This window comes from Clostridium ganghwense (assembly GCF_026735165.1).
Taxonomy (GTDB): Bacteria; Bacillota; Clostridia; order Clostridiales; family Clostridiaceae; genus Clostridium_H; species Clostridium_H ganghwense.
Map to the genome: position 1 here is coordinate 239,018 of NZ_JAPQES010000007.1, position 20,721 is coordinate 259,738.

A 20,721-nucleotide genomic window follows, 5' to 3' on the forward strand; every position below is an offset into this window, starting at 1 on the left:
ATTATAATATAAAGTGTAGAAATTAAAAAATAGAGGTGATGCTAATGACAAAAAAAACTAGACGCAAAAAGAATAGTCCAAGAAAACAAGTTATAGAAAATAAACCTAAGTTTAATAATGATATTAAAGGAATAATTTTTATTACTACAGGTATATTAATGATTTTAAGCATATTTGTAACAAATGCTTGCGGATTAGTTGGACAAACAGTAAAACAACTTCTTATTTCACTTATGGGTATTGGGTCATATTTTTTCCCTATACTGTTGATTTTCGTTGGAATAAGTTTTATTATGAGAAATGGTAAAATAAGTTTTAATAAAAGATTTTATGGAATATTATTGATTCTTATAAATTCTCTTCTTTTCATACAAATGGTATATATATCTGAATATTATGAAGAAGGAAATATATTGTTTGGTATAAGAAAAATATATTTAGAAGGCAAAATACTTCATGGCGGTATTATAAGTTATTTAATAGATATACCTCTTTATAAGTTGTTTGGTAATATAGGATGTTATATTATTTTCACTGCTATTTATATTATCTCTTTTATTTTAATATCACAAATATCTTTAAATGATATAATAAACAAATTTAAAATTGACTATTCTAGAAAAGTAGATACAAAAGATACATTTAAAGAGAATTTCAAAGAAAAAGATGATATTATAGTTGAAGATAATAATATGTCTCAACAATCTTTCATAAAAAATTTAAATGATAAACTTAAAGTTGTAGATTTTATGAAATCTACAGAATTTGTTGAAGAACCTAAAATAATAGATAATGTATCTTCTCCTAAAATTGATAATAAAACTAAGAAAAAAGATATAATAGAAGAGGTCTCAGTAGAAAAAATTAATGATGAACTAAACAGCAAGTTGATTGAGAGTCATGAAAAAGAAAAAGTTGAGTATAAATATCCAACTTTAGATTTGTTAAACTATAATCCAATAGAAAGTAATCACAAAAATAATAAAAAAGAATTAATTAGTATTGCATCAAAATTAGAAGAAACTTTAAACAGCTTTGGAGTAGAAGCTAAAGTTCTTCAGGTTACTAAAGGACCTTCAGTAACAAGATTTGAATTACAGCCTAGTTCTGGAGTAAAGGTTAGTAAGATTACTCATTTATCTGATGATATAGCTTTAAGTTTAGCTGCATCTACAATAAGAATAGAAGCTCCTATACCCGGTAAGAGTGCTGTTGGGATAGAAGTTCCAAATAAATCAGTGTCTCCTGTATACTTAAGAGAAGTCATAGATGATTCTGAATTTCAAAACTTTGATAAGAATGTAGCATTTGCGCTAGGTAAAGATATAGGTGGAAATTGCATAGTTGCAGATTTATCTAAAATGCCTCATTTGCTAATTGCTGGAGCAACAGGATCTGGAAAAAGTGTTTGTATAAATACTTTAATTATAAGTTTGCTTTATAAATATTCTCCTGATAATGTAAAATTGTTATTAGTAGACCCCAAAGTTGTAGAATTAAGTATATATAACGATATACCGCATTTATTAATACCAGTAGTTACTAATCCTAAAAAAGCTGCTGGAGCATTAAATTGGGCTGTAAATGAGATGACTAGACGTTATAAATTATTTGCAGATAATAATGTAAGAAATATTGAAAGTTATAATGATTTATGTAATAAAAATAAAATTGAAGAAAAGCTGCCATGGATAGTAATTATAATAGATGAACTTGCAGATCTTATGATGGTTTGTCCAGGAGAAGTAGAAGAATATATAGGAAGACTAGCTCAAATGGCAAGAGCAGCTGGAATGCACTTAGTTATTGCTACTCAAAGGCCATCAGTTGATGTAATAACTGGAGTAATAAAAGCTAATATTCCATCAAGAATATCTTTTGCAGTTTCAAGTCAAATTGATTCGAGAACTATATTAGATTCATCTGGTGCTGAAAAATTACTTGGTAAAGGGGATATGTTATTTTATCCTGTTGGAGAATCTAAACCTATAAGAATACAAGGGGCTTTTATTTCAGAGGAAGAGGTTGAAAAAGTAGTTGACTTTATAAAAGCTCATAAAACTGATGTAAAGTATGAAGAAAAGATAATGGAAGAAATAAATACAAATGTAGAAAAAAAAGACTCTAATTATGATGAACTTATAGATGAAGCTATAAAAATTGTAATTGAAGCAGGACAAGCATCCACATCGCTCTTACAAAGAAAACTTAGAATTGGGTATAATAGAGCTGCTAGAATTATTGACCAAATGGAAGAGAAAGGAATTATTTCAGGAAGAAATGGAAGCAAACCTAGACAAATTTTAATAGATATAAATGAATTAGATGATAACAAGTAATTTTTTTGAAAAATTACTTGTTAAAATACTATATAAGCTTTACAATAATTTTTATGATAATAAATAGTTTATATATTTTAAGGAGGAAAACTAGTGACTAAATACAAAATAGGACTTATAAGTTTAGGCTGTGATAAAAACAGAATTGACTCAGAATTAATTTTAGGAAACTTGACTAATGAAAATGAAATTGTAAGTGATCCCCAAAACGCGGATATTATTATTGTAAATACTTGTGGATTTATTGAAAGTTCAAAACAAGAATCTATAGATACAATATTAGATATGGCAAAGTACAAAAATGAAAATTGTAAGCTTTTAATTGCAACTGGTTGTCTTACTCAAAGATATTCTACTGAACTGCAAGAACTTATGCCAGAAATAGATATTATGCTTGGAGTAAATGATTATAATAAATTAAATAGTTATATTAATGAATTTTTTTCTAGTAATGAAAAAAATACTTCTTGTCATTACAGTGATACTATAATTAATGAAGGGCAAAGAGTGCTTACAACACCGAAGCATACTGCTTATATAAGAATAGCTGAAGGATGTGATAATTTCTGCACCTACTGCATAATACCTAAAATAAGAGGGAAATACAGAAGCAGAAATATGGAAAATATAATACAAGAAGCTAAAGAGTTAGCAGAAAATGGTGCTAAAGAAATAATATTGGTTGCTCAAGACACTACAAGATACGGCGTGGATTTATATGGCGAGTATAAACTGCCAAAGTTAATTAGAAGCTTATCTGAGATAAACAGTATAGAATGGATTAGAATATTGTACTGTTATCCTGAAGAGATTACAGATGAGTTAATAGATGAAATAGCAATTAATGACAAGGTATGTAATTATTTAGATATTCCTATTCAACATATAAGTAATTCTGTACTTAAAAGAATGAATAGAAGAACCACTAAAGAATTAATTACTGAAAATATTTCCAAAATGAGAAATAAAATTAAAGATTTAAGTTTGCGTACATCTATAATAGTAGGCTTCCCAGGTGAAACAGACAAAGAGTTTAATGAATTAAAAGATTTTGTATCTTCAATAAAATTTGATAAATTAGGAGTTTTTAAGTATTCTCAGGAAGAAGGAACTCCGGCAGCAAAAATGAATGAACAAATTGATGAAGATATTAAACAACGTAGAGAAAAAGAATTAATGCTTATTCAACAGCGTATTTCTAAAGAAAACAACAAGCAAAAAATAGGTAAAAAATATAAAGTACTTGTTGAAGAATGTGAAGATGGATGTTGGGTTGGAAGAAATTATGAAATGGCTCCGGAAATAGATGGTGCAATTTTCTTCAAATGTGATAAAATATTAAATATAGGGGATTCTGTTGAAGTATTAATTACAGATGCCTTAGAATACGATTTAATAGGAGTTGTATGCTATGAATCTTGCAAATAAACTTACAATGTTAAGGATACTATTAGTACCAGTTTTTCTAATCTTTGTGGCATTAAATACCCCTTTAGGTACAGTTACGGCTATTGTAGTTTTTATATTAGCTTCACTAACTGATAAACTAGATGGACATATTGCAAGGAGTAGAAATCAAATAACTAAATTTGGGAAATTCATGGATCCTTTGGCGGACAAATTACTTGTTACATCTGCTTTAGTTTCTTTAGTTGAATATCAAATTGTACCTACATGGATGGCTATGATAATTATAGCAAGAGAATTTGCTGTTACAGGTCTTAGAGCTGTTGCAGCATCAGAAGGTATAGTAATAGCTGCTAGTTGGTGGGGCAAACTTAAAACAGCAACTCAAATGGTTGCAATTGTATTTGCTCTAATTAAACTAGTTTATAGTCCTGCTTATATAACTTACATAACTTATATAATTTTAGGTGCTGCAGTAATAATAACTGTAATATCTGGAGTTGATTATTTTGTCAAAAATAAAAAAGCACTTAGTACAGAAAATTGATTAATAATTAAAAATTAGGTTATAATTTGAAATAAGTTCCTATGTTTGTAATGTATAGGAACTTTTATACTATAGTATTGACCATACTACTAAAATATTATATAATTTAACAAGAACAAGTGTTCGAAATTGAAAGGATGGTGAACCCTTTGGGGATAAATATGGATAATGAAAAATTAAAAGCTTTACAAGCAGCTATGAACCACATTGAAAAACAATTTGGAAAAGGTTCAGTAATGAAATTAGGAGAAAATACTGTACTTAATATTGACGCTATTTCAACTGGTAGTTTATCTTTAGATATTGCAATGGGCATAGGTGGAATACCAAAAGGAAGAATTATTGAAGTATATGGTCCAGAATCTTCTGGTAAAACAACAGTTGCTTTACATGTTGTAGCAGAAGCGCAAAAATCTGGTGGAACAGCAGCTTTTATTGATGCAGAACATGCTTTAGATCCAATTTATGCAAAAGCACTAGGTGTAGACATTGATAACTTAATAGTCTCTCAACCAGATACAGGAGAACAAGCTTTAGAAATTTGTGAAGCTTTAGTTAGATCTGGGGCTATTGATGTTATAGTAGTAGATTCAGTTGCAGCCTTAGTTCCTAAAGCTGAAATAGAAGGTGAAATGGGTGACTCTCATGTAGGTCTTCAAGCAAGACTAATGTCTCAAGCTCTTAGAAAACTTACTGGTGCTATTAATAAATCAAAATGTTCAGTGATATTTATAAATCAGTTAAGAGAAAAAGTAGGCGTTATGTTTGGTAATCCTGAAACAACACCTGGTGGTAGAGCATTAAAATTTTATTCTTCTGTAAGACTAGATGTTAGAAGAATTGAGACTATAAAGCAAGGTGATGAATTCTTAGGTAATAGAACTAGAGTTAAGATTGTGAAAAACAAAGTAGCTCCTCCATTTAAAAAAGCTGAGTTTGATATAATGTATGGTACAGGTATTTCTTTTGAAGGAAATGTTTTAGATGTTGGAGTTGAAGAGGAAATAGTACAAAAAAGTGGTTCATGGTTTTCGTATAAAGATACTCGTTTAGGACAAGGAAGAGAAAATGCAAAACAATTTTTAAAACAAAATACAGAGATTTTATATGAAATAGAAAATCAAATAAGAACTAAACATAATTTACCACAAAGAAATGTAGAAGAAATTTCTAATGATAATAAAAAAGCAGAAGTACAAAAAAAATAAAAACTACTTGTTAGGCACTCATTTTATTGATTTATTTAAATCTTACAGTATAAAGAGTGTCTAATTGTTTATATTATAAAATATAGTTAACATAAAATTTTTTAGCAACTTTTTCATAAACTTGACATAAATTTAAAAATAATATAAAATGAATACAAATACTGGTTTAACATGTGTAAAATATTGATATATAAACAAATATAACACCTTTCTAAACTTCGCTAACGCTTACTTGTGCATAATTCAAAATAGGATAGCAAGGAGGTGTTGTTTTGAAAAATACTCTTTATATATACTTATTGCTTTTAGCTATTGCAATTTTGGTTTTTATTTTTGTCATAATATATGTTAGAAAAAATATATCACAAGCAAAAATTTCAGAAGCAGAACTTAAAGCTAAAAGTATAATCGATGAGGCTGAAAAAAATGCTGAATCTGTAAAAAAAGAAGCGATTTTGGAAGCTAAAGAAGAAGTTCATAAGCTTAGAAATGACTTTGAAAAAGAGTCGAGAGAAAGACGTAATGAACTTCAAAGATTAGAAAGAAGAAACATTCAACGTGAAGAGTTATTAGACAAAAAAAGTGATATTATTGAAAAGAAAGAAGAATCTCTTAATAAGAAACAACAAGAAATAAAAGAAAAAGAATCCAGCATAGAAGAGCTTTATGAAAAGCAACGACAAGAACTTGAAAGATTATCCGGTTTGACGTCTGAAGAGGCTCGTCAAATATTACTAGAAGAAACAAGAAAAGAAATTAAACATGAAACTGCTATGATGATTAAGGACATAGAAAATAAAGCAAAAGAAGAAGCAGACAAAAAAGCTAGAGAAATAATAGCTTGTGCTGTTCAAAGATGTGCCGCTGATCATGTAGCAGAAAGTACTGTACATGTGGTTGCACTACCAAATGATGAAATGAAAGGTAGAATCATTGGTAGAGAAGGAAGAAATATAAGAACCTTAGAAACTCTAACTGGAGTTGATTTAATTATTGATGATACTCCAGAAGCAGTAATTTTATCCGGATTTGATCCTATAAGAAGACAGGTTGCTAGAATAGCTCTTGAAAAATTAATCATTGATGGTAGAATCCATCCTGCAAGAATTGAAGAAATGGTGGAAAAAGCTAAAAAAGAAGTTGAAAATGACATAAAAGAAGAAGGTGAGCAAGCGACGTTTGAAACTGGCGTACATGGTCTTCATCAAGAATTAATAAGACTTTTGGGAAGACTAAAGTACCGTACAAGTTATGGTCAAAACGTTTTAAAACATTCTATAGAAGTTGCTTACTTAGCCGGTCTTATGGCTTCTGAATTAGGTATAGATCCAACATTAGCTAAGAGAGCAGGATTACTTCATGACATTGGTAAAGCAGTAGATCATGAGATTGAAGGACCACATGCTCTTATAGGTTCTGAAATTGCTAAAAAGCATCGCGAATCTCCTGTAATAGTAAATGCTATTGCTGCTCATCACGGTGATGTAGAATATGGTTCTATCGAAGCAATATTAGTTCAGGCTGCGGACGCTATATCAGCAGCTAGACCTGGCGCAAGAAGAGAAACTTTAGAAGCTTATATTAAGAGATTAGAAAAACTTGAAGAAATAGCGAATTCCTATGATGGTGTAGATAAGTCATATGCTATACAAGCTGGAAGAGAAGTTAGAATTATGGTTAAACCAGAAGAAATTAATGATGCTGAATGTATTGAAATGTCAAGAAATATAGTGAAAACTATTGAAAAAGAATTAGAATATCCTGGTCAAATCAAGGTGAATATTATCCGTGAGACTCGGGCTATTGAATATGCAAAATAGATTTATATATAAAACGAAATCCCTTTATATTTGTATAAGGGGATTTCGTTTTATAATAATTTAATGAAATATATTTATATACACTAAATTTCAATATTTATTTACATAAGAATTATTAAATGGTATATTTTTATATATAAATATATAAATGGAGGAATATTATATGAAACTGTCAAATAAAGCAAAGCAAATTTCACCATCTTTAACTTTAGCTATTACGGCAAAAGCAAAAGAAATGTCCAAACAAGGTATTGACGTTATAAGTTTCGGAGTTGGAGAACCTGATTTCAATACACCTATCAATATACAGAAAGCTGCTATAAAAGCAATAGAAAATGGATTGACAAAGTATACTGCAGCTTCTGGAATAAATGAATTAAAAGAAGCTATAGTAAATAAATTTAAGGCAGATAATAATTTACTCTATTCAACAGAGCAAATTATTATTTCTACTGGAGCTAAACAATGTTTATCAAATGTTTTTCAAGCTATATTAAATAGAGGAGATGAAGTTTTAATTCCCACACCTTATTGGGTAAGCTATCCAGAACTTGTAAAGTTGGCTGATGGAGTACCTATATTTGTACAAAATAAAAAAGAAAATAGTTATAAATACTCAGAAGATGTTCTAGAAAATGCGGTTACATCAAATACTAGAGCTATTATTTTAAATAGTCCTAATAATCCTACAGGAACAATATATACGAGGGATGAATTAAAGTTAATTGCTGATTTTGCTAAAAAACATAATTTAATAATAATCGCTGATGAAATATACGAAAAACTAATATATGGAAATGAAGAACATGTTAGTATAGCTAATCTATCACAAGACGCATATGAAAGAACTGTAGTGATTAATGGAGTTTCTAAGTCATATGCAATGACTGGATGGAGAATTGGATATGCTGCAGCTGATAAGGAAATAATAAAATTAATGTCTAGTATACAAAGTCATACAACTTCTAATCCTAATTCAATAGCGCAATATGCAGCATTAGAAGCATTAACTGGAGATCAAACAGAAATGAATTCTATGATAAAAGAATTTGGTTCAAGAAGAGATTTTATGATTTCTAGAATAAATGAGATAAGAAACCTTTCATGTTTAAATGCTAATGGAGCATTTTATATTATGCTAGATGTTTCAAAATTGTATGGGAAAAAATTAAACGAAACAATCATTAACGATTCCTTAAAGTTCGCTGAAATACTTTTACAAGAAGAAAAAGTAGCCGTTATTCCAGGATCTGCTTTTGGTTTGGATGATTATGTAAGATTATCTTATGCAACTTCAATGGAAAATATCAGAAAAGGTTTGGAAAAAATTGAGAAATTTTCATTGAAACTAAACTAAAAAAATGTAGAAATTTTCATTTATAAGTTGAGAAATACAAAAAAAATGTTATAATATATAATGTAGCGCAAAAAATTTAAATTTAAGGGGTGACATAATATGATTAAAAAAGAAGCTGTGGTAAAATGTTCTACTGGATTACATGCAAGACCTGCTACTTTATTAGTAAAGAAAGCATCTTCATTTAAATCTGATATATACCTTGAATATAAGGATAAAAAAGCTAATATTAAGAGTTTAATTGGAGTTCTTTCTTTGGGAGTTACTAAAGATTCATCTGTTACAGTTATAGCTTCAGGTGATGATGAAACATTAGCTGCTGAAGAAATTGCAAAGTTAATCGAAGCGATTGAAGAATAAATAAAAGGCTATAAAGCCTTTTATTTATTTTACTTAGAAAATTTACTTTTTTTAATAAATAAAATGGTATTAATACCTGCTAATCCTACTAGAATATAAACAATTCTTTCAACTAATGGTATAAAACCTAAAAGTAAGTTTACTAAATTTAAATTAAATAAACCTATAAGTCCCCAGTTGATTGCGCCTACAATAATAAGAAAAAAAGAAATTTTGTCTATTAAACTTAACTTATACATATATACCTCCTAAAGTTATTGTAGATATTTCTTATTAATAAATTATATTATCTTACATAAAAAAATAGACTGAATTTTAAAATAATAAATTCACGAACAAAATAGTTACTATATTTTAAAATATATGATATAATATGAACAATAGAATGTTTTTAAGTAAAAATATATGTATGCGGAGGCTTTGATATGGTACGAAATACTTATAATACACCTTTAACTAGTAGATATGCATCACCTGAAATGTCTTATTTATTTTCTGATGAAATGAAATATAAAACTTGGCGTAAACTTTGGGTAGCCTTGGCAGAAAGTGAAAAAGAATTAGGTCTAAACATTTCTGAAGAACAAATAAAAGAACTAAAAGAAAATATAGAAAATATAAATTATGAAATAGCAGAACAAAAAGAAAAAGAGATAAGACATGATGTTATGAGTCATGTATATGCATATGGAACTCAATGTGAAAAAGCAAAAGGAATTATACACCTGGGTGCTACGAGTTGTTTTGTAGGTGATAATACAGATCTTATAATAATGAGAGATGCACTTTTGTTAGTAAGAAAAAAAATAGTGAATGTAATAAGTAACTTATCGAAATTCGCTTTAAAATATAAAGATTTACCTACGTTAGGATTCACACATTTACAGCCGGCTCAATTAACTACAGTAGGGAAAAGAGCAACTTTGTGGATTCAAGAATTGCTTTTGGATTTAGAAAATATAAATTTTGTTATTGATAGTTTTAAATTAAGAGGTGTAAAAGGAACTACTGGAACTCAAGCGAGTTTTATGAAGCTATTTAATAATAATGAACAACTTGTTAAAAAATTAGATGTGTTAGTAGCGAATAAAATGGGATTTCAAAATACCTATCCTGTCACTGGTCAAACTTATTCAAGAAAAGTTGATTCTATAGTTTTAAATACCCTTTCAGAAATTGCTCAAAGCGCTTATAAATTCAGTAACGATTTGAGGATACTTCAAAACATGAAAGAAATGGAAGAACCTTTTGGGAAAAAACAAGTAGGCTCTTCTGCGATGGCGTATAAAAGAAATCCTATGAGATCAGAGAGAATGGGTGCTTTAAGTCGATTTATAATAGTAAATTCACTTAATCCAGCTATAACTGCAGGAACTCAGTGGTTTGAAAGAACTTTAGATGATTCTGCCAACAAAAGGTTATCGGTTTCAGAAGCATTTTTAGCTTTGGATGGTGTACTGAATTTATATATTAATGTATCAAGTAATATGGTAGTATACGAAAAAGTTATAGCTTCTCATGTTCAAAGTGAACTTCCTTTTATGGCTACCGAAAATATTTTAATGGAAGCTGTGAAAAGGGGAGGAGATAGACAAGAGTTACATGAAAAGATTAGAACATTGTCTATGGAATCTGCAAAGAGGGTAAAAGAAGAAGGACTTAATAATGATTTAATCGAAAGAATAATAAAGAATGATTCTTTTCTTATGAGTGCAGAAGAAATACTATCCATTATTGATGCTAAGAAATTTATAGGAAGAGCTCCAGGGCAAGTAGAAGATTTTATCAATAATTGTATTATGCCTATTCTGGAAACTTTCAAAGATGGATTAGATGTAAATGTAACAATTAATGTATAAAAATCAATTGTAAGTATAAACCGATATGTGATAAACATATCGGTTTATTGCATTTAAATTTATATCTAATTATAATTTTCAAAAAATAATAAAAGTATATTTACATGAATAAACATATTTTTAAAAACGAAATTTTTAACAGAATTGATTGTATATTTTTAGTTGAATCTTTATTATAATATAATTGTAACTTTCACTTTTGTATAAAGTTAAAATAATACCAAAAGAAGGTAAAATATATAATGAAATCACATATCTAACTTCGCTAAATTTATATTTAGCGAAGTTAGATAATAAAAATAGGAGGGCATTATGAATTATACGTTGAACAATATCTATGATCCTACTTTACCTGAATATTTAAATGAATTTTTAAATTATCTAGGAACAATTAAAGGTAAATCTCAAAACACCATTAATGGTTATAGATGGGATTTATCTATGTTCTTTAGGTTTTTGAAATTATACAAAGGATTTATTAAAGAAAATATAGAATTTGAAGATATACCTATTGATGATATAGACAAAAGCTTTATAAAAAAAATCAGACTTTCAGATTTATATGCATTTATATCTTTTACCGAAAATTATAGAAATAATGGAAATTATGCTAGAGCTAGAAAAGTTGCTTCTCTTAAATCTTTCTTCAAATATTTGTGTGGGAAAGCAAAAATTTTAGATGAAAATCCAGCTGCTGAATTAGAAGCACCTAAAATCAACAAAAGAAATCCCGTATACCTAACCCTGGAAGAAAGTAAATCTCTTTTATCTTCTATCGATGGAGAAAATAAAGAAAGAGATCATTGTATTGTAACTTTATTCCTGAATTGTGGTTTAAGACTTTCTGAATTATGCAGCATTGATATTTCAAAAATTAAAGATGACACTTTAACTATAATAGGAAAAGGAAATAAAGAAAGAACTGTTTATTTAAACAATGCATGTTTAAAAGCTATTGAAAAATATTTACCCATTAGAAATCAAAAATATGATAAGATAAATCCAACTGATAAGGATGCTCTATTTATAAGTAAAAAATATAGAAGAATAAACAAAAGGAGTGTTGAATTATTAGTAAAAAAATACATTGAAAAAGCAGGACTTAATAAGCAGAAATATACACCTCATAAATTAAGGCATACCGCCGCGACTTTAATGTATAAATATGGTAATGTAGATATAAGAAGTCTACAAAAAATCTTAGGACATGAAAATGTATCAACAACTCAAATCTACACTCATGTTGATGATGAAACTTTAAGACAAGCTGTAAGTTTAAATCCTTTAAGTGAAGAATAAAAAAGCATTTAAAATGCTTTTTTATTCTTCGTTTTTAGCATCAAAAATAAAGAAACCTGGAAAAGCTTCTTCCATTAATTTTTTAGTTCCCTCTTCATCTTGAAGTAGTTCATTAAGGCCATCTATATCCTCAATGTACTCTACCTTTATATCCCCTTCTTTTAATTCTGCGTTATATGTAGCGAATTTCTCTATAAGCTCTCCTTTTGTTACATTATCATCATGATCATGAGCTATTTCATCAGTATCTTCTACTATTTCCTCTATGTTTATAGCCTTCATATCATATCCTTCTAATTGCAAGCACTTCCCGCAATTATTACATTTTTTAGAAGAATTCAAATCGCATTTATTACAATCACCACAGTCATTACAAAGTTTATTAGCTTGTAAAATACAAAATTTAGACATATTTCTCTTCTCCTTTGATAATACTTCAAAAGTATTATACCAAAAGTTTTTATTTTAATCAAACTTGTAAGAACATAAGTTTGATGTTTTTGGAAATATATGATATAATTCAGAATAAAGGATAAGGGGTGTATATAATGAATGGAAACAAGAGTGATAAGCAAACTGAAATATATGAATTTATAAAAACACATATAAGAGAAAAAGGATATCCTCCTTCAGTTAGAGAAATCTGTAAAGGAGTGGGATTAAGTTCCACATCTACGGTGCATGGTCATCTTGCAAGATTAGAAAAAAAAGGTATGATAAGACGTGATTCTACTAAACCTAGAACTATAGAAATTTTAAAAGATCCTCCGATAAAAAAAGAAATGGTTAGTATTCCTATCGTAGGAAAAGTAACAGCTGGAGAACCCATCTTAGCTGTTGAAAATATTGAAGACACCTTCCCTATTCCGTTGAGTTTTATCCCAAGCAACAAAGAATTATTTATGTTAAATATTTCAGGAGAAAGTATGATTGATGCTGGAATTATGGATGGAGATTTAGCTATACTAGAAAAAACTAATTACGCAGAAAATGGAGATATAGTTGTTGCTTTGATTGATAATGAAGCTACTATAAAAAGGTTTTTTAAAGAAGAAGACTATATTAGATTACAGCCTGAAAATAAAACAATGTCGCCAATAATAGTTGATACATGTAATATTATTGGCAAATTAATAGGGTTATTTAGAAAATATTAAAAACTAGTAGATGGGTTCTCATCTACTAGTTTTTCTATATAATCATACTTAATTCAGAATTTTACTCAAAGCGATCAAAGTACCTATTTTAGCATGATCAAAAGTAAGTCCACCTTGCAGATATGCAATATATGGCTCTCTTATAGGGGCATCAGCAGATAATTCAATTGATGATCCTTGGATAAAAGCACCAGCTGCCATTATAACTTGATCAGCATATCCAGGCATATCCCAAGGTTCACAAGATGCAAAAGAATCTATAGGAGAACCCATTTGTATTCCCTTACAGAACTGAATCAATTTTTCTTTATCATTAAATTTTATCGCTTGGATTATATCACTTCTATCTTCATCATATTTTGGCAGTACTTCAAATCCAGCAAGTTCCATTATTCTAGAACATAGAATAGCCCCTTTTAAAGCCTCCATAGCAACGTGCGGAGCCAAAAATAATCCTTGATACATGGATCTCATAACTCCAAATGTAGAACCACATTCTCCACCTATACCTGGAACTGTTAATCTATATGATGCTTGTTCAACACATTCCTTGGTTCCAGCTATATAACCACCCGTTGGGGTTATTCCTCCTCCTATATTTTTTATAAGAGAACCTGCAACTAAATCAGCTCCTATGTCTGTTGGTTCTAAAATATCAATGAACTCACCATAACAGTTATCTACAAAACAAATAATATTTTTTCTTACAGATTTGGTACAATCTATTATTTCTTTTATATCAGAAATAGATAATGAGTTTCTCCATCCATATCCTGTAGATCTTTGTATATGAACAAGTTTTATAGTTTCATCTTCTTCCAAAACCTTTTTAATTGTTTCTAAATCTGGTTTCCCATTTTCTTTAAGTTCAACTTGATTATAATGTACTCCAAATTCCCTTAAAGATCCTATTCTTTCTCCACCATCTATACCAATTACGCTGTGTAGAGTATCATAAGGTTTCCCACATACACATACCATAGTGTCATTTGGTCTTAAATTTCCAAATAAAGCTGATCCTAATGCATGAGTACCATTAACAAAATGTGGTCTAACAATCGCACTTTCACAATTAAAAATTCTAGCATAAACCTTATCTAGAGAGTCTCTCCCCATATCTCCATAACCATATCCACTTGAATTAGTAAAATGAGACTCACTTATTCTTTCTTCTTGCATAGCATTTAAAACTTTTAATTGATTAAATTCTCTTATTTCATCTAAAGCTTTAAATCTACCTTCAACATCATTTAAAGCTTTATCATAAAGTTTTAATACTGCATCATTAATACCGTATTTATTAGTTAATTGCTCTTTCATTTGTTTGATCATATGTATAAACCTCCGATAATTTTACAAATTAAAAACTAATAATTATCTTATCACATATAAAAAAAATAGGCAATTATTTGCCTATTTTTTAATTATTATCATCTTGCACAAATAAAATTGGTTTTACAGGAACAATAGTAGATATTGCATGTTTGTATATCATCATTTGCTTACCTTCATTATCAAGTATTACTGTAAAATTATCAAATCCTTTAACATTACCTTTAAGATGAAATCCATTTGTTAAATATATTGTAACAGGTAAACTTTTTTTTCTAGCATTGTTCAAAAATAAATCTTGCAAATTATTTAATGATTTATTCATAGCCATAACATTTCCCTCCAATTATATATATATTCTATAAAAAGAAACAAATTCCTTTAAATTTTATAGATTTTATACCTAACAAATTATTGCCTAAGCTCTTTAAATTTATCAAAAATAGCTTGAGCTACTTCCTTATCATCTTTATAATTGTCTTTATCAATCCAAATGACTCTCTTATCTTTTCTAAACCATGTAAGCTGACGCTTAGCATAGTTTCTACTACCTTTCTTAATCATTTCAACTGCTTCATCAAGTGTAAGTTTACCATCTAAATAATAAAGTATTTCTTTATACCCTATCCCCTTCATTGATTGCATATCTGCAGTTAATCCCATATTCTTTAATTTTATAACTTCATCAATTAATCCTTCTTCAATCATCATATCAACACGCATATTGATTCTATCATATAATTTAGCTCTATCCATAGTAAGGACAAAGTAATATACATTATAAGGTATATTATATATATCTTGTTCTGAATTATACTGACTAATTGTTTTTCTCGTAAGTTTATATACTTCAAGTGCTCTAGTAACTCTTTTTAAATCGTTTGGATATAATTTATTATAAGATTCTTCATCAATATCTTTAAGTAGAGAATGAACATATTCATTTCCCTTTTCATTAGCTAATTCTCTTAGGTATTCTCTATATTGTTCATCTTTATGAGTATTTGCAAAATCATAGTTAAATATTAATGAATTAATATAAAAACCAGTACCTCCTACTACCATTGGCAATTTGTTTTTACTGTTTATTTCTTCTATACCTTTAGTAGCTTCTGTTTTAAAATCTACTACACTAAACTCTTCTGAGGGATGAACAAAGTCTATTGCATAATGAAGAATTCCTTCCTTCTCATCTTCTTTAATCTTTGCAGAACCTATGTCCATATATTTATATATCTGCATAGAATCTGCTGAAATTATCTCTCCATTTAATTTTTTAGCCAAATCTATTGATATAGCAGTTTTACCAACAGCTGTAGGCCCTGCTAGAATAAATAAATCCTTTTTCATTAACGTACTCCTTATCATATTGTAATATTACTGAATTCTTTTGAATTTCTTCTCTATATCTTTTAATGTCATTTTTATTATTGTAGGTCTTCCATGAGGACAATTAAAAGGTTCTTCTAGATATCTTAAAGTTTCAATTAATGTTATCATTTCTGCATCAGATAAATGATGATTAGCTTTTATGGCAGCTTTGCAAGCTAAGGAAGCTATAGCTTTTGATTTAACTTCACCTATCTTGCCTGATCCCATATTCTTTAGATTATCTAACATCTCAAGGAAGAAATTTTTCACATCTATTTTTCCAAGAAGCATAGGAGCTTCTTTTATATTTATTGTATTATCTCCAAAAATATCTATAATAAAACCTGTTTGCTCAAATAACCCTTTGTTTTCTATATAGTATAAGAAATCTTCATGACTTAATTCTATAACAATTGGTATAATGAGAATTTGAGAAACCACTTCATTACTCTCTATTTGTTTTCTGAATTTTTCATACAATACTTTTTCATGAGCAGCATGCTGATCTATCATATAAAATTCTCCAGTTCCTTCTGCCAAAATGTAGGTATTATTAAATTGACCTATTATTTTTAAAGAAGGAAATTTAGGATTAATATTGTTTGAAACTTTTATTGGGGTAGTTATAGCGCTTTCTTCTTTTAATTCTACATCTTTATTTTTATTAATATCATATTCAATACTGTGCTCATTTTTAATTTCATTGTTGGATATGAGTTTATTATCGGTACTGTTATAGCTTATATTATCTATATTTTCTTTTTCTACTATAATAGCACTTTGAGAAGGCACTGTTTTTAAATCTATAGGTAGTTGTATAGGAGTAATGTTATTTTTACCTATTACGTCCTTTTCTTCTTCATTAATAATTTTTTTTTCTAAATCATTTAAAGGTATATCAAAATTATTTCTAACACTTTTAGCGATAGCTTCATGTACAGTATTAAAAACTAATTTATAAATAACTCTTTCATCTTGAAATTTAATCTCTGATTTAGTTGGATGTACATTAACATCTATAAATTCAGGATAAATATCCAAAAATAAAACGAAAAAAGGATACTTATTTACAGTTAGAAAAGATTTAAAGGCATTTTCTACTGCTGTTGTAATAAGCCCACTTTTAATATGTCTTTTATTAACAAAAATACTTTGATTATTTCTACTTCCTCTACTTATTTCAGCATTTCCTATATATCCATATACAGAAGCAATATCAGAATGTTGCTCAAAAGGAATTATATTTTCAAATACTGTTTTTCCATATATAGTTCTAATAACATTTTTAACGTCCTTAGAGGCAAAGGTAATTAAAGATTTTTTATCGTTATTATAGTATTTAAATGATATTTCATGATTAGCTAAAGCTAACCTATTTATTATATTAGATATTAAAGCTGATTCTCTTTGGGTAGATTTTAAAAATTTTTGTCTTGCAGGAACATTGAAGAATATATCATTTACTTCTATATATGTTCCAACATTACATCCAACTTCTTTTATATAATTTATATCATTACCAGTTATAGAAATCTCTTTACCAAACTCTCTATCTTTACATCTACTTTTTAATATAACAGAAGAAACAGATGCTATACTTGGTAGTGCTTCTCCTCTAAATCCAAAAGTACTTATTTTATATATGTCCTCTATAGAAAATATTTTACTAGTTCCATGAGGCAAAAATGCCTTTTCTATGTCATCAGAATGAATTCCATGACCATCATCTATAACTTTTATCTGTTTCTTTCCGCCCTCGTGAATTTCTATAGTTATATTTTTTGATTCTGCATCTATACTGTTTTCAATTAATTCCTTCACTACAGAAGAAGGTCTTTCTACTACTTCTCCAGCAGCAATTTTATTGGAGGTTTCAATGTTTAATAAATTAATTCTTTTCACTTAATCACCTTCTATAAATTACAACACTTTAGCTTTTTTAATTATATCATATAATTTATTAAAGCCGTCCATTGGTGTCATATTTAAAATATCTATAGAAGCTATTTCTTTAACCAAAGCCTCTTTTTCCATATCAGTAAAGTCTATTTGTTTAATTTCTGTATTAGGAGCTATGTTATCATCAACGGCTTCTGTTTTTTCAATCTGTGATACTGCTGTTTCTTTTACAATTGAACCCTCATTTTTATCACAATTATCTTTTGAATCTTCTATAATACTATTACTTTCTACTATATTAGAAGGAACTGTATTTTCATTTTCAAGACTTATAAGAATTTCTCTAGCTCTACTTATTACCCCTTCTGGTATTCCAGCAAGCTTTGCTACCTCTATACCATAAGACTCATCTGCTCCTCCTTCAACAATTTTACGTAAAAATACTATATCTTCTTCAAGCTTTTTAACAGCTATTGAATAATTTTTAACTCCACAAATTTTACCTTCTAAAGATGTTAATTCATGATAATGAGTAGCAAATAAAGTCTTACATCTAAGTTTATCATTATTGCATATGTATTCAATAACTGCCCAAGCAATACTAAGTCCATCATAAGTACTAGTACCACGTCCCACCTCATCTAATAATATAAGGCTCCTATTGGTTGCATTATTGAGTATATTGGACACTTCCCACATCTCTACCATGAAGGTACTCTTTCCACCAGCTAAGTCATCAGAAGCCCCTATTCTTGTAAAAATCTTATCACATATTACTATAGAAGCGTTCTTTGCTGGAACAAAACTTCCTATTTGGGCAAGTATATTTATTAAAGCGACCTGTCTCATGTAAGTAGATTTACCTGCCATATTAGGTCCTGTAATTAAAATCAACTGTTTATCTATATTATTTATAATAGTATCATTAGCAACAAAACTTTCTCTAGGTATCATTTTTTCAACAACAGGGTGTCTTCCTTCTTCAATATATAGTTCACCATTTTCTTTTATTTCTGGCTTACAGTAGTTATTTTCAAGAGCAACAATAGCCAATGAACATAAACAATCAACTTCTGATATAAGTTTTGCACTAAATTTCATTCTATCTAAATGATTTTCAATAGAATCTCTAATTTGTACAAATAAATCATATTCTAATGTTATAAGCTTATCTTGTGCACCTAAAATTTTATCCTCTACTTCTTTAAGTTCTGGAGTTATATATCTTTCGCAATTAGCAAGAGTTTGTTTTCTAATATATCTCCCTTCTGGTACAAGGTTCAAATTAGATTTAGTTACTTCTATATAATATCCAAATACTTTGTTATATTTTACTTTTAAAGATTTTATTCCTGTTACTTCTTTTTCTCTATTTTCAAGATTAGCAATCCATTCTTTTCCATAAGCTTTTGCCTCTCTTAATTCGTCTACTTCCCTATTATATCCATCTTTTATTATTCCACCTTCTTTAACGGATAAAGCGGGATTATATGATATTGAACTATCTAATAGGTTATATACATCTTCAAGACAATCTAATTTATTAAATATTTCTTCTAAAAGAGCGCTATTAAATTCCTTTAAAATTTCCTTTATTCTTGGAAGCTTCTCGATAGAATTTTTTAAAGATAAAAGTTCTTTTGCATTAACACTTTTAGATGATACTTTTCCGACTAATCTTTCTATATCATAAACTTCTCTTAATTGTTCTTTTAATTCCTCATATAAATAGCCCTTATCCATTATTTCTTCTACTGCAGTTAGTCTCTTATCGATAAGTTCTTTATGAATAAGAGGCTGTTCTACCCATTTTCTAAGAAGTCTTCCTCCCATAGCAGTATTTGTTTTGTCTACCACCCAAAGAAGAGAACCTTTTTTAGTTTTCTCTCTTAAAGTTTCTGTAAGTTCCAAGTTTTTACGTGAATTTATATCCATACTTAAATAATCTACTATATGATAATTTTCAATTGTATCTATATGAGTAAGAACTGTCTTTTGTGTTTCTAATATATAATTTAATAGTCCATTACAGCTATTGATTAAAACATCATTAAAGCTTTTCTCATTAAAATTATTAAATTGTTTTTTTAAATTTTCTAAAGCATTATCATTAAAATATTCTTTTAAACGTATAGTAAAGGAAAGTTCAAATCTTTCTTTTATAGAATCTAAAAGTTTATTATCTACATTTTCTTGTATAATAATTTCTTTTGGAATATATTTTGATATTTCATCTAATATATTAGAAACATTATATTTACAATATGTACATTGAAATTCTCCAGTAGATATATCTGCAAAACTCATCGCTACCATACCGTTTTCTATATATAGACTCATTATATAGTTATTTTTAGTGTCTTCTAAAAAACTAGAATCGGCATATGTACCTGGAGTAATTATTTTCACAATATCTCTTTTAACCAACCCTTTGCACTTTGAAGGATCTTCTAACTGCTCACAAATAGCAATTTTATAACCTTTATTTACTAGTCTAGTTATATATGCATTAGCAGCATGATATGGTATTCCGCACATAGGTGCTCTTTTTTCAAGGCCGCAATCCCTACCTGTTAATACTAGCTCTAATTCTCTAGCTGCAACTTCTGCATCTTCAAAAAACATTTCATAGAAGTCACCTAATCTAAAAAATATTATACAATCCTTATTTCTATCTTTAACTTCTAAATACTGCTGCATCATTGGAGTTAATCCCACAAAAATACCTCCTTATTTTAAATATAATATAAAAAGCTCTTTAAAGAG

Annotated in this window: 17 protein-coding genes; 10 read left to right on the plus strand and 7 right to left on the minus strand. The window is 28.4% G+C overall.

Features of this window, described 5'->3' with window-relative positions:
* The first annotated feature begins 44 nt into the window (after nucleotides 1-44).
* The 7 genes from OXH55_RS18075 (at nucleotide 45) to OXH55_RS18105 (ending at nucleotide 9,038) form a co-directional block, all read left to right on the plus strand.
* Nucleotides 45-2,339 carry an FtsK/SpoIIIE family DNA translocase gene (locus OXH55_RS18075; RefSeq protein ID WP_268051532.1) on the plus strand — a complete coding sequence of 765 codons (2,295 nt, stop codon included), beginning with the start codon at nucleotides 45-47 and terminating at the stop codon, nucleotides 2,337-2,339.
* A 93-nt stretch (nucleotides 2,340-2,432) separates the two neighbouring features.
* Nucleotides 2,433-3,767: a 30S ribosomal protein S12 methylthiotransferase RimO gene (gene rimO, locus OXH55_RS18080; protein WP_268051533.1), complete on the plus strand. Its 1,335-nt coding sequence runs from the start codon at nucleotides 2,433-2,435 to the stop codon at nucleotides 3,765-3,767.
* Entirely contained in the window at nucleotides 3,751-4,293 is a 543-nt protein-coding gene (gene pgsA / locus OXH55_RS18085; protein WP_268051534.1) for a CDP-diacylglycerol--glycerol-3-phosphate 3-phosphatidyltransferase, read from the plus strand. Before rimO ends, pgsA begins: the two co-directional genes overlap by 17 nt.
* A 161-nt stretch (nucleotides 4,294-4,454) precedes the next feature.
* Nucleotides 4,455-5,501, plus strand: a complete 1,047-nt coding sequence (gene recA / locus OXH55_RS18090) for a recombinase RecA (protein ID WP_268051535.1) — start codon at nucleotides 4,455-4,457, stop codon at nucleotides 5,499-5,501.
* 299 nt (nucleotides 5,502-5,800) lie between these two features.
* Nucleotides 5,801-7,321, plus strand: a complete 1,521-nt coding sequence (rny, locus tag OXH55_RS18095) for a ribonuclease Y (RefSeq protein ID WP_418921850.1) — start codon at nucleotides 5,801-5,803, stop codon at nucleotides 7,319-7,321.
* Nucleotides 7,322-7,484: 163 nt separating this feature from the next.
* Entirely contained in the window at nucleotides 7,485-8,678 is a 1,194-nt protein-coding gene (locus OXH55_RS18100; RefSeq protein ID WP_268051537.1) for a pyridoxal phosphate-dependent aminotransferase, read from the plus strand.
* Between the two features lie 99 nt (nucleotides 8,679-8,777).
* Nucleotides 8,778-9,038 (plus strand): HPr family phosphocarrier protein, encoded by a 261-nt coding sequence (locus OXH55_RS18105; RefSeq protein WP_268051538.1) that lies wholly within the window; start codon nucleotides 8,778-8,780, stop codon nucleotides 9,036-9,038.
* Nucleotides 9,039-9,067: 29 nt separating this feature from the next.
* Here OXH55_RS18105 and OXH55_RS18110 read toward each other — a convergent pair whose 3' ends face one another.
* On the minus strand, nucleotides 9,068-9,277 hold the full coding sequence (locus tag OXH55_RS18110; protein ID WP_268051539.1) for a DUF378 domain-containing protein: 210 nt from the start codon (nucleotides 9,275-9,277) through the stop codon (nucleotides 9,068-9,070).
* Between the two features lie 186 nt (nucleotides 9,278-9,463).
* Between OXH55_RS18110 and purB the strand changes: the two genes are divergently transcribed.
* Complete coding sequence (gene purB / locus OXH55_RS18115; RefSeq protein ID WP_268051540.1) at nucleotides 9,464-10,897, plus strand: adenylosuccinate lyase; 1,434 nt, start codon at nucleotides 9,464-9,466, stop codon at nucleotides 10,895-10,897.
* Between the two features lie 312 nt (nucleotides 10,898-11,209).
* Nucleotides 11,210-12,196, plus strand: coding sequence for a tyrosine recombinase XerC (locus OXH55_RS18120; protein ID WP_268051542.1), 987 nt, complete (start codon nucleotides 11,210-11,212; stop codon nucleotides 12,194-12,196).
* 21 nt (nucleotides 12,197-12,217) lie between these two features.
* Here OXH55_RS18120 and OXH55_RS18125 read toward each other — a convergent pair whose 3' ends face one another.
* Nucleotides 12,218-12,607 (minus strand): hypothetical protein, encoded by a 390-nt coding sequence (locus tag OXH55_RS18125; protein WP_268051543.1) that lies wholly within the window; start codon nucleotides 12,605-12,607, stop codon nucleotides 12,218-12,220.
* A 137-nt stretch (nucleotides 12,608-12,744) separates the two neighbouring features.
* Here OXH55_RS18125 and lexA point away from each other — a divergent pair, with 137 nt between their 5' ends.
* The gene (gene lexA / locus OXH55_RS18130) at nucleotides 12,745-13,353 is read left to right on the plus strand and encodes a transcriptional repressor LexA (protein ID WP_268051545.1); all 609 of its coding nucleotides are present in this window, start codon (nucleotides 12,745-12,747) and stop codon (nucleotides 13,351-13,353) included.
* Nucleotides 13,354-13,401: 48 nt separating this feature from the next.
* On the opposite strand, the gene OXH55_RS18135 is transcribed toward lexA, so the two are convergent.
* The 5 genes from OXH55_RS18135 to mutS all read right to left on the minus strand — a co-directional run bounded on the left by OXH55_RS18135 (nucleotide 13,402) and on the right by mutS (nucleotide 20,673).
* Nucleotides 13,402-14,685, minus strand: a complete 1,284-nt coding sequence (locus OXH55_RS18135; RefSeq protein ID WP_268051547.1) for a methionine gamma-lyase family protein — start codon at nucleotides 14,683-14,685, stop codon at nucleotides 13,402-13,404.
* An 88-nt stretch (nucleotides 14,686-14,773) separates the two neighbouring features.
* Nucleotides 14,774-15,010: an RNA chaperone Hfq gene (gene hfq, locus OXH55_RS18140; RefSeq protein ID WP_268051636.1), complete on the minus strand. Its 237-nt coding sequence runs from the start codon at nucleotides 15,008-15,010 to the stop codon at nucleotides 14,774-14,776.
* Between the two features lie 86 nt (nucleotides 15,011-15,096).
* Nucleotides 15,097-16,035, minus strand: coding sequence for a tRNA (adenosine(37)-N6)-dimethylallyltransferase MiaA (gene miaA, locus OXH55_RS18145; RefSeq protein WP_268051548.1), 939 nt, complete (start codon nucleotides 16,033-16,035; stop codon nucleotides 15,097-15,099).
* 27 nt (nucleotides 16,036-16,062) lie between these two features.
* A complete protein-coding gene (mutL, locus tag OXH55_RS18150) occupies nucleotides 16,063-17,958 on the minus strand; it encodes a DNA mismatch repair endonuclease MutL (RefSeq protein ID WP_268051549.1) in 1,896 nt (631 codons plus the stop codon).
* A gap of 18 nt (nucleotides 17,959-17,976) precedes the next feature.
* Complete coding sequence (gene mutS / locus OXH55_RS18155; protein ID WP_268051550.1) at nucleotides 17,977-20,673, minus strand: DNA mismatch repair protein MutS; 2,697 nt, start codon at nucleotides 20,671-20,673, stop codon at nucleotides 17,977-17,979.
* Nucleotides 20,674-20,721 lie beyond the last annotated feature (48 nt).

Coding starts and splice junctions, on each gene's coding strand:
- OXH55_RS18075 (WP_268051532.1), top strand. CDS start 45: ATGACAAAAAAAACTAGACGCAAAAAGAATAGTCCAAGAAAACAAGTT.
- pgsA (WP_268051534.1), top strand. CDS start 3,751: ATGAATCTTGCAAATAAACTTACAATGTTAAGGATACTATTAGTACCA.
- recA (WP_268051535.1), top strand. CDS start 4,455: ATGGATAATGAAAAATTAAAAGCTTTACAAGCAGCTATGAACCACATT.
- OXH55_RS18100 (WP_268051537.1), top strand. CDS start 7,485: ATGAAACTGTCAAATAAAGCAAAGCAAATTTCACCATCTTTAACTTTA.
- OXH55_RS18105 (WP_268051538.1), top strand. CDS start 8,778: ATGATTAAAAAAGAAGCTGTGGTAAAATGTTCTACTGGATTACATGCA.
- OXH55_RS18110 (WP_268051539.1), bottom strand. CDS start 9,277: ATGTATAAGTTAAGTTTAATAGACAAAATTTCTTTTTTTCTTATTATT.
- purB (WP_268051540.1), top strand. CDS start 9,464: ATGGTACGAAATACTTATAATACACCTTTAACTAGTAGATATGCATCA.
- OXH55_RS18120 (WP_268051542.1), top strand. CDS start 11,210: ATGAATTATACGTTGAACAATATCTATGATCCTACTTTACCTGAATAT.
- OXH55_RS18125 (WP_268051543.1), bottom strand. CDS start 12,607: ATGTCTAAATTTTGTATTTTACAAGCTAATAAACTTTGTAATGACTGT.
- lexA (WP_268051545.1), top strand. CDS start 12,745: ATGAATGGAAACAAGAGTGATAAGCAAACTGAAATATATGAATTTATA.
- OXH55_RS18135 (WP_268051547.1), bottom strand. CDS start 14,685: ATGATCAAACAAATGAAAGAGCAATTAACTAATAAATACGGTATTAAT.
- hfq (WP_268051636.1), bottom strand. CDS start 15,010: ATGAATAAATCATTAAATAATTTGCAAGATTTATTTTTGAACAATGCT.
- miaA (WP_268051548.1), bottom strand. CDS start 16,035: ATGAAAAAGGATTTATTTATTCTAGCAGGGCCTACAGCTGTTGGTAAA.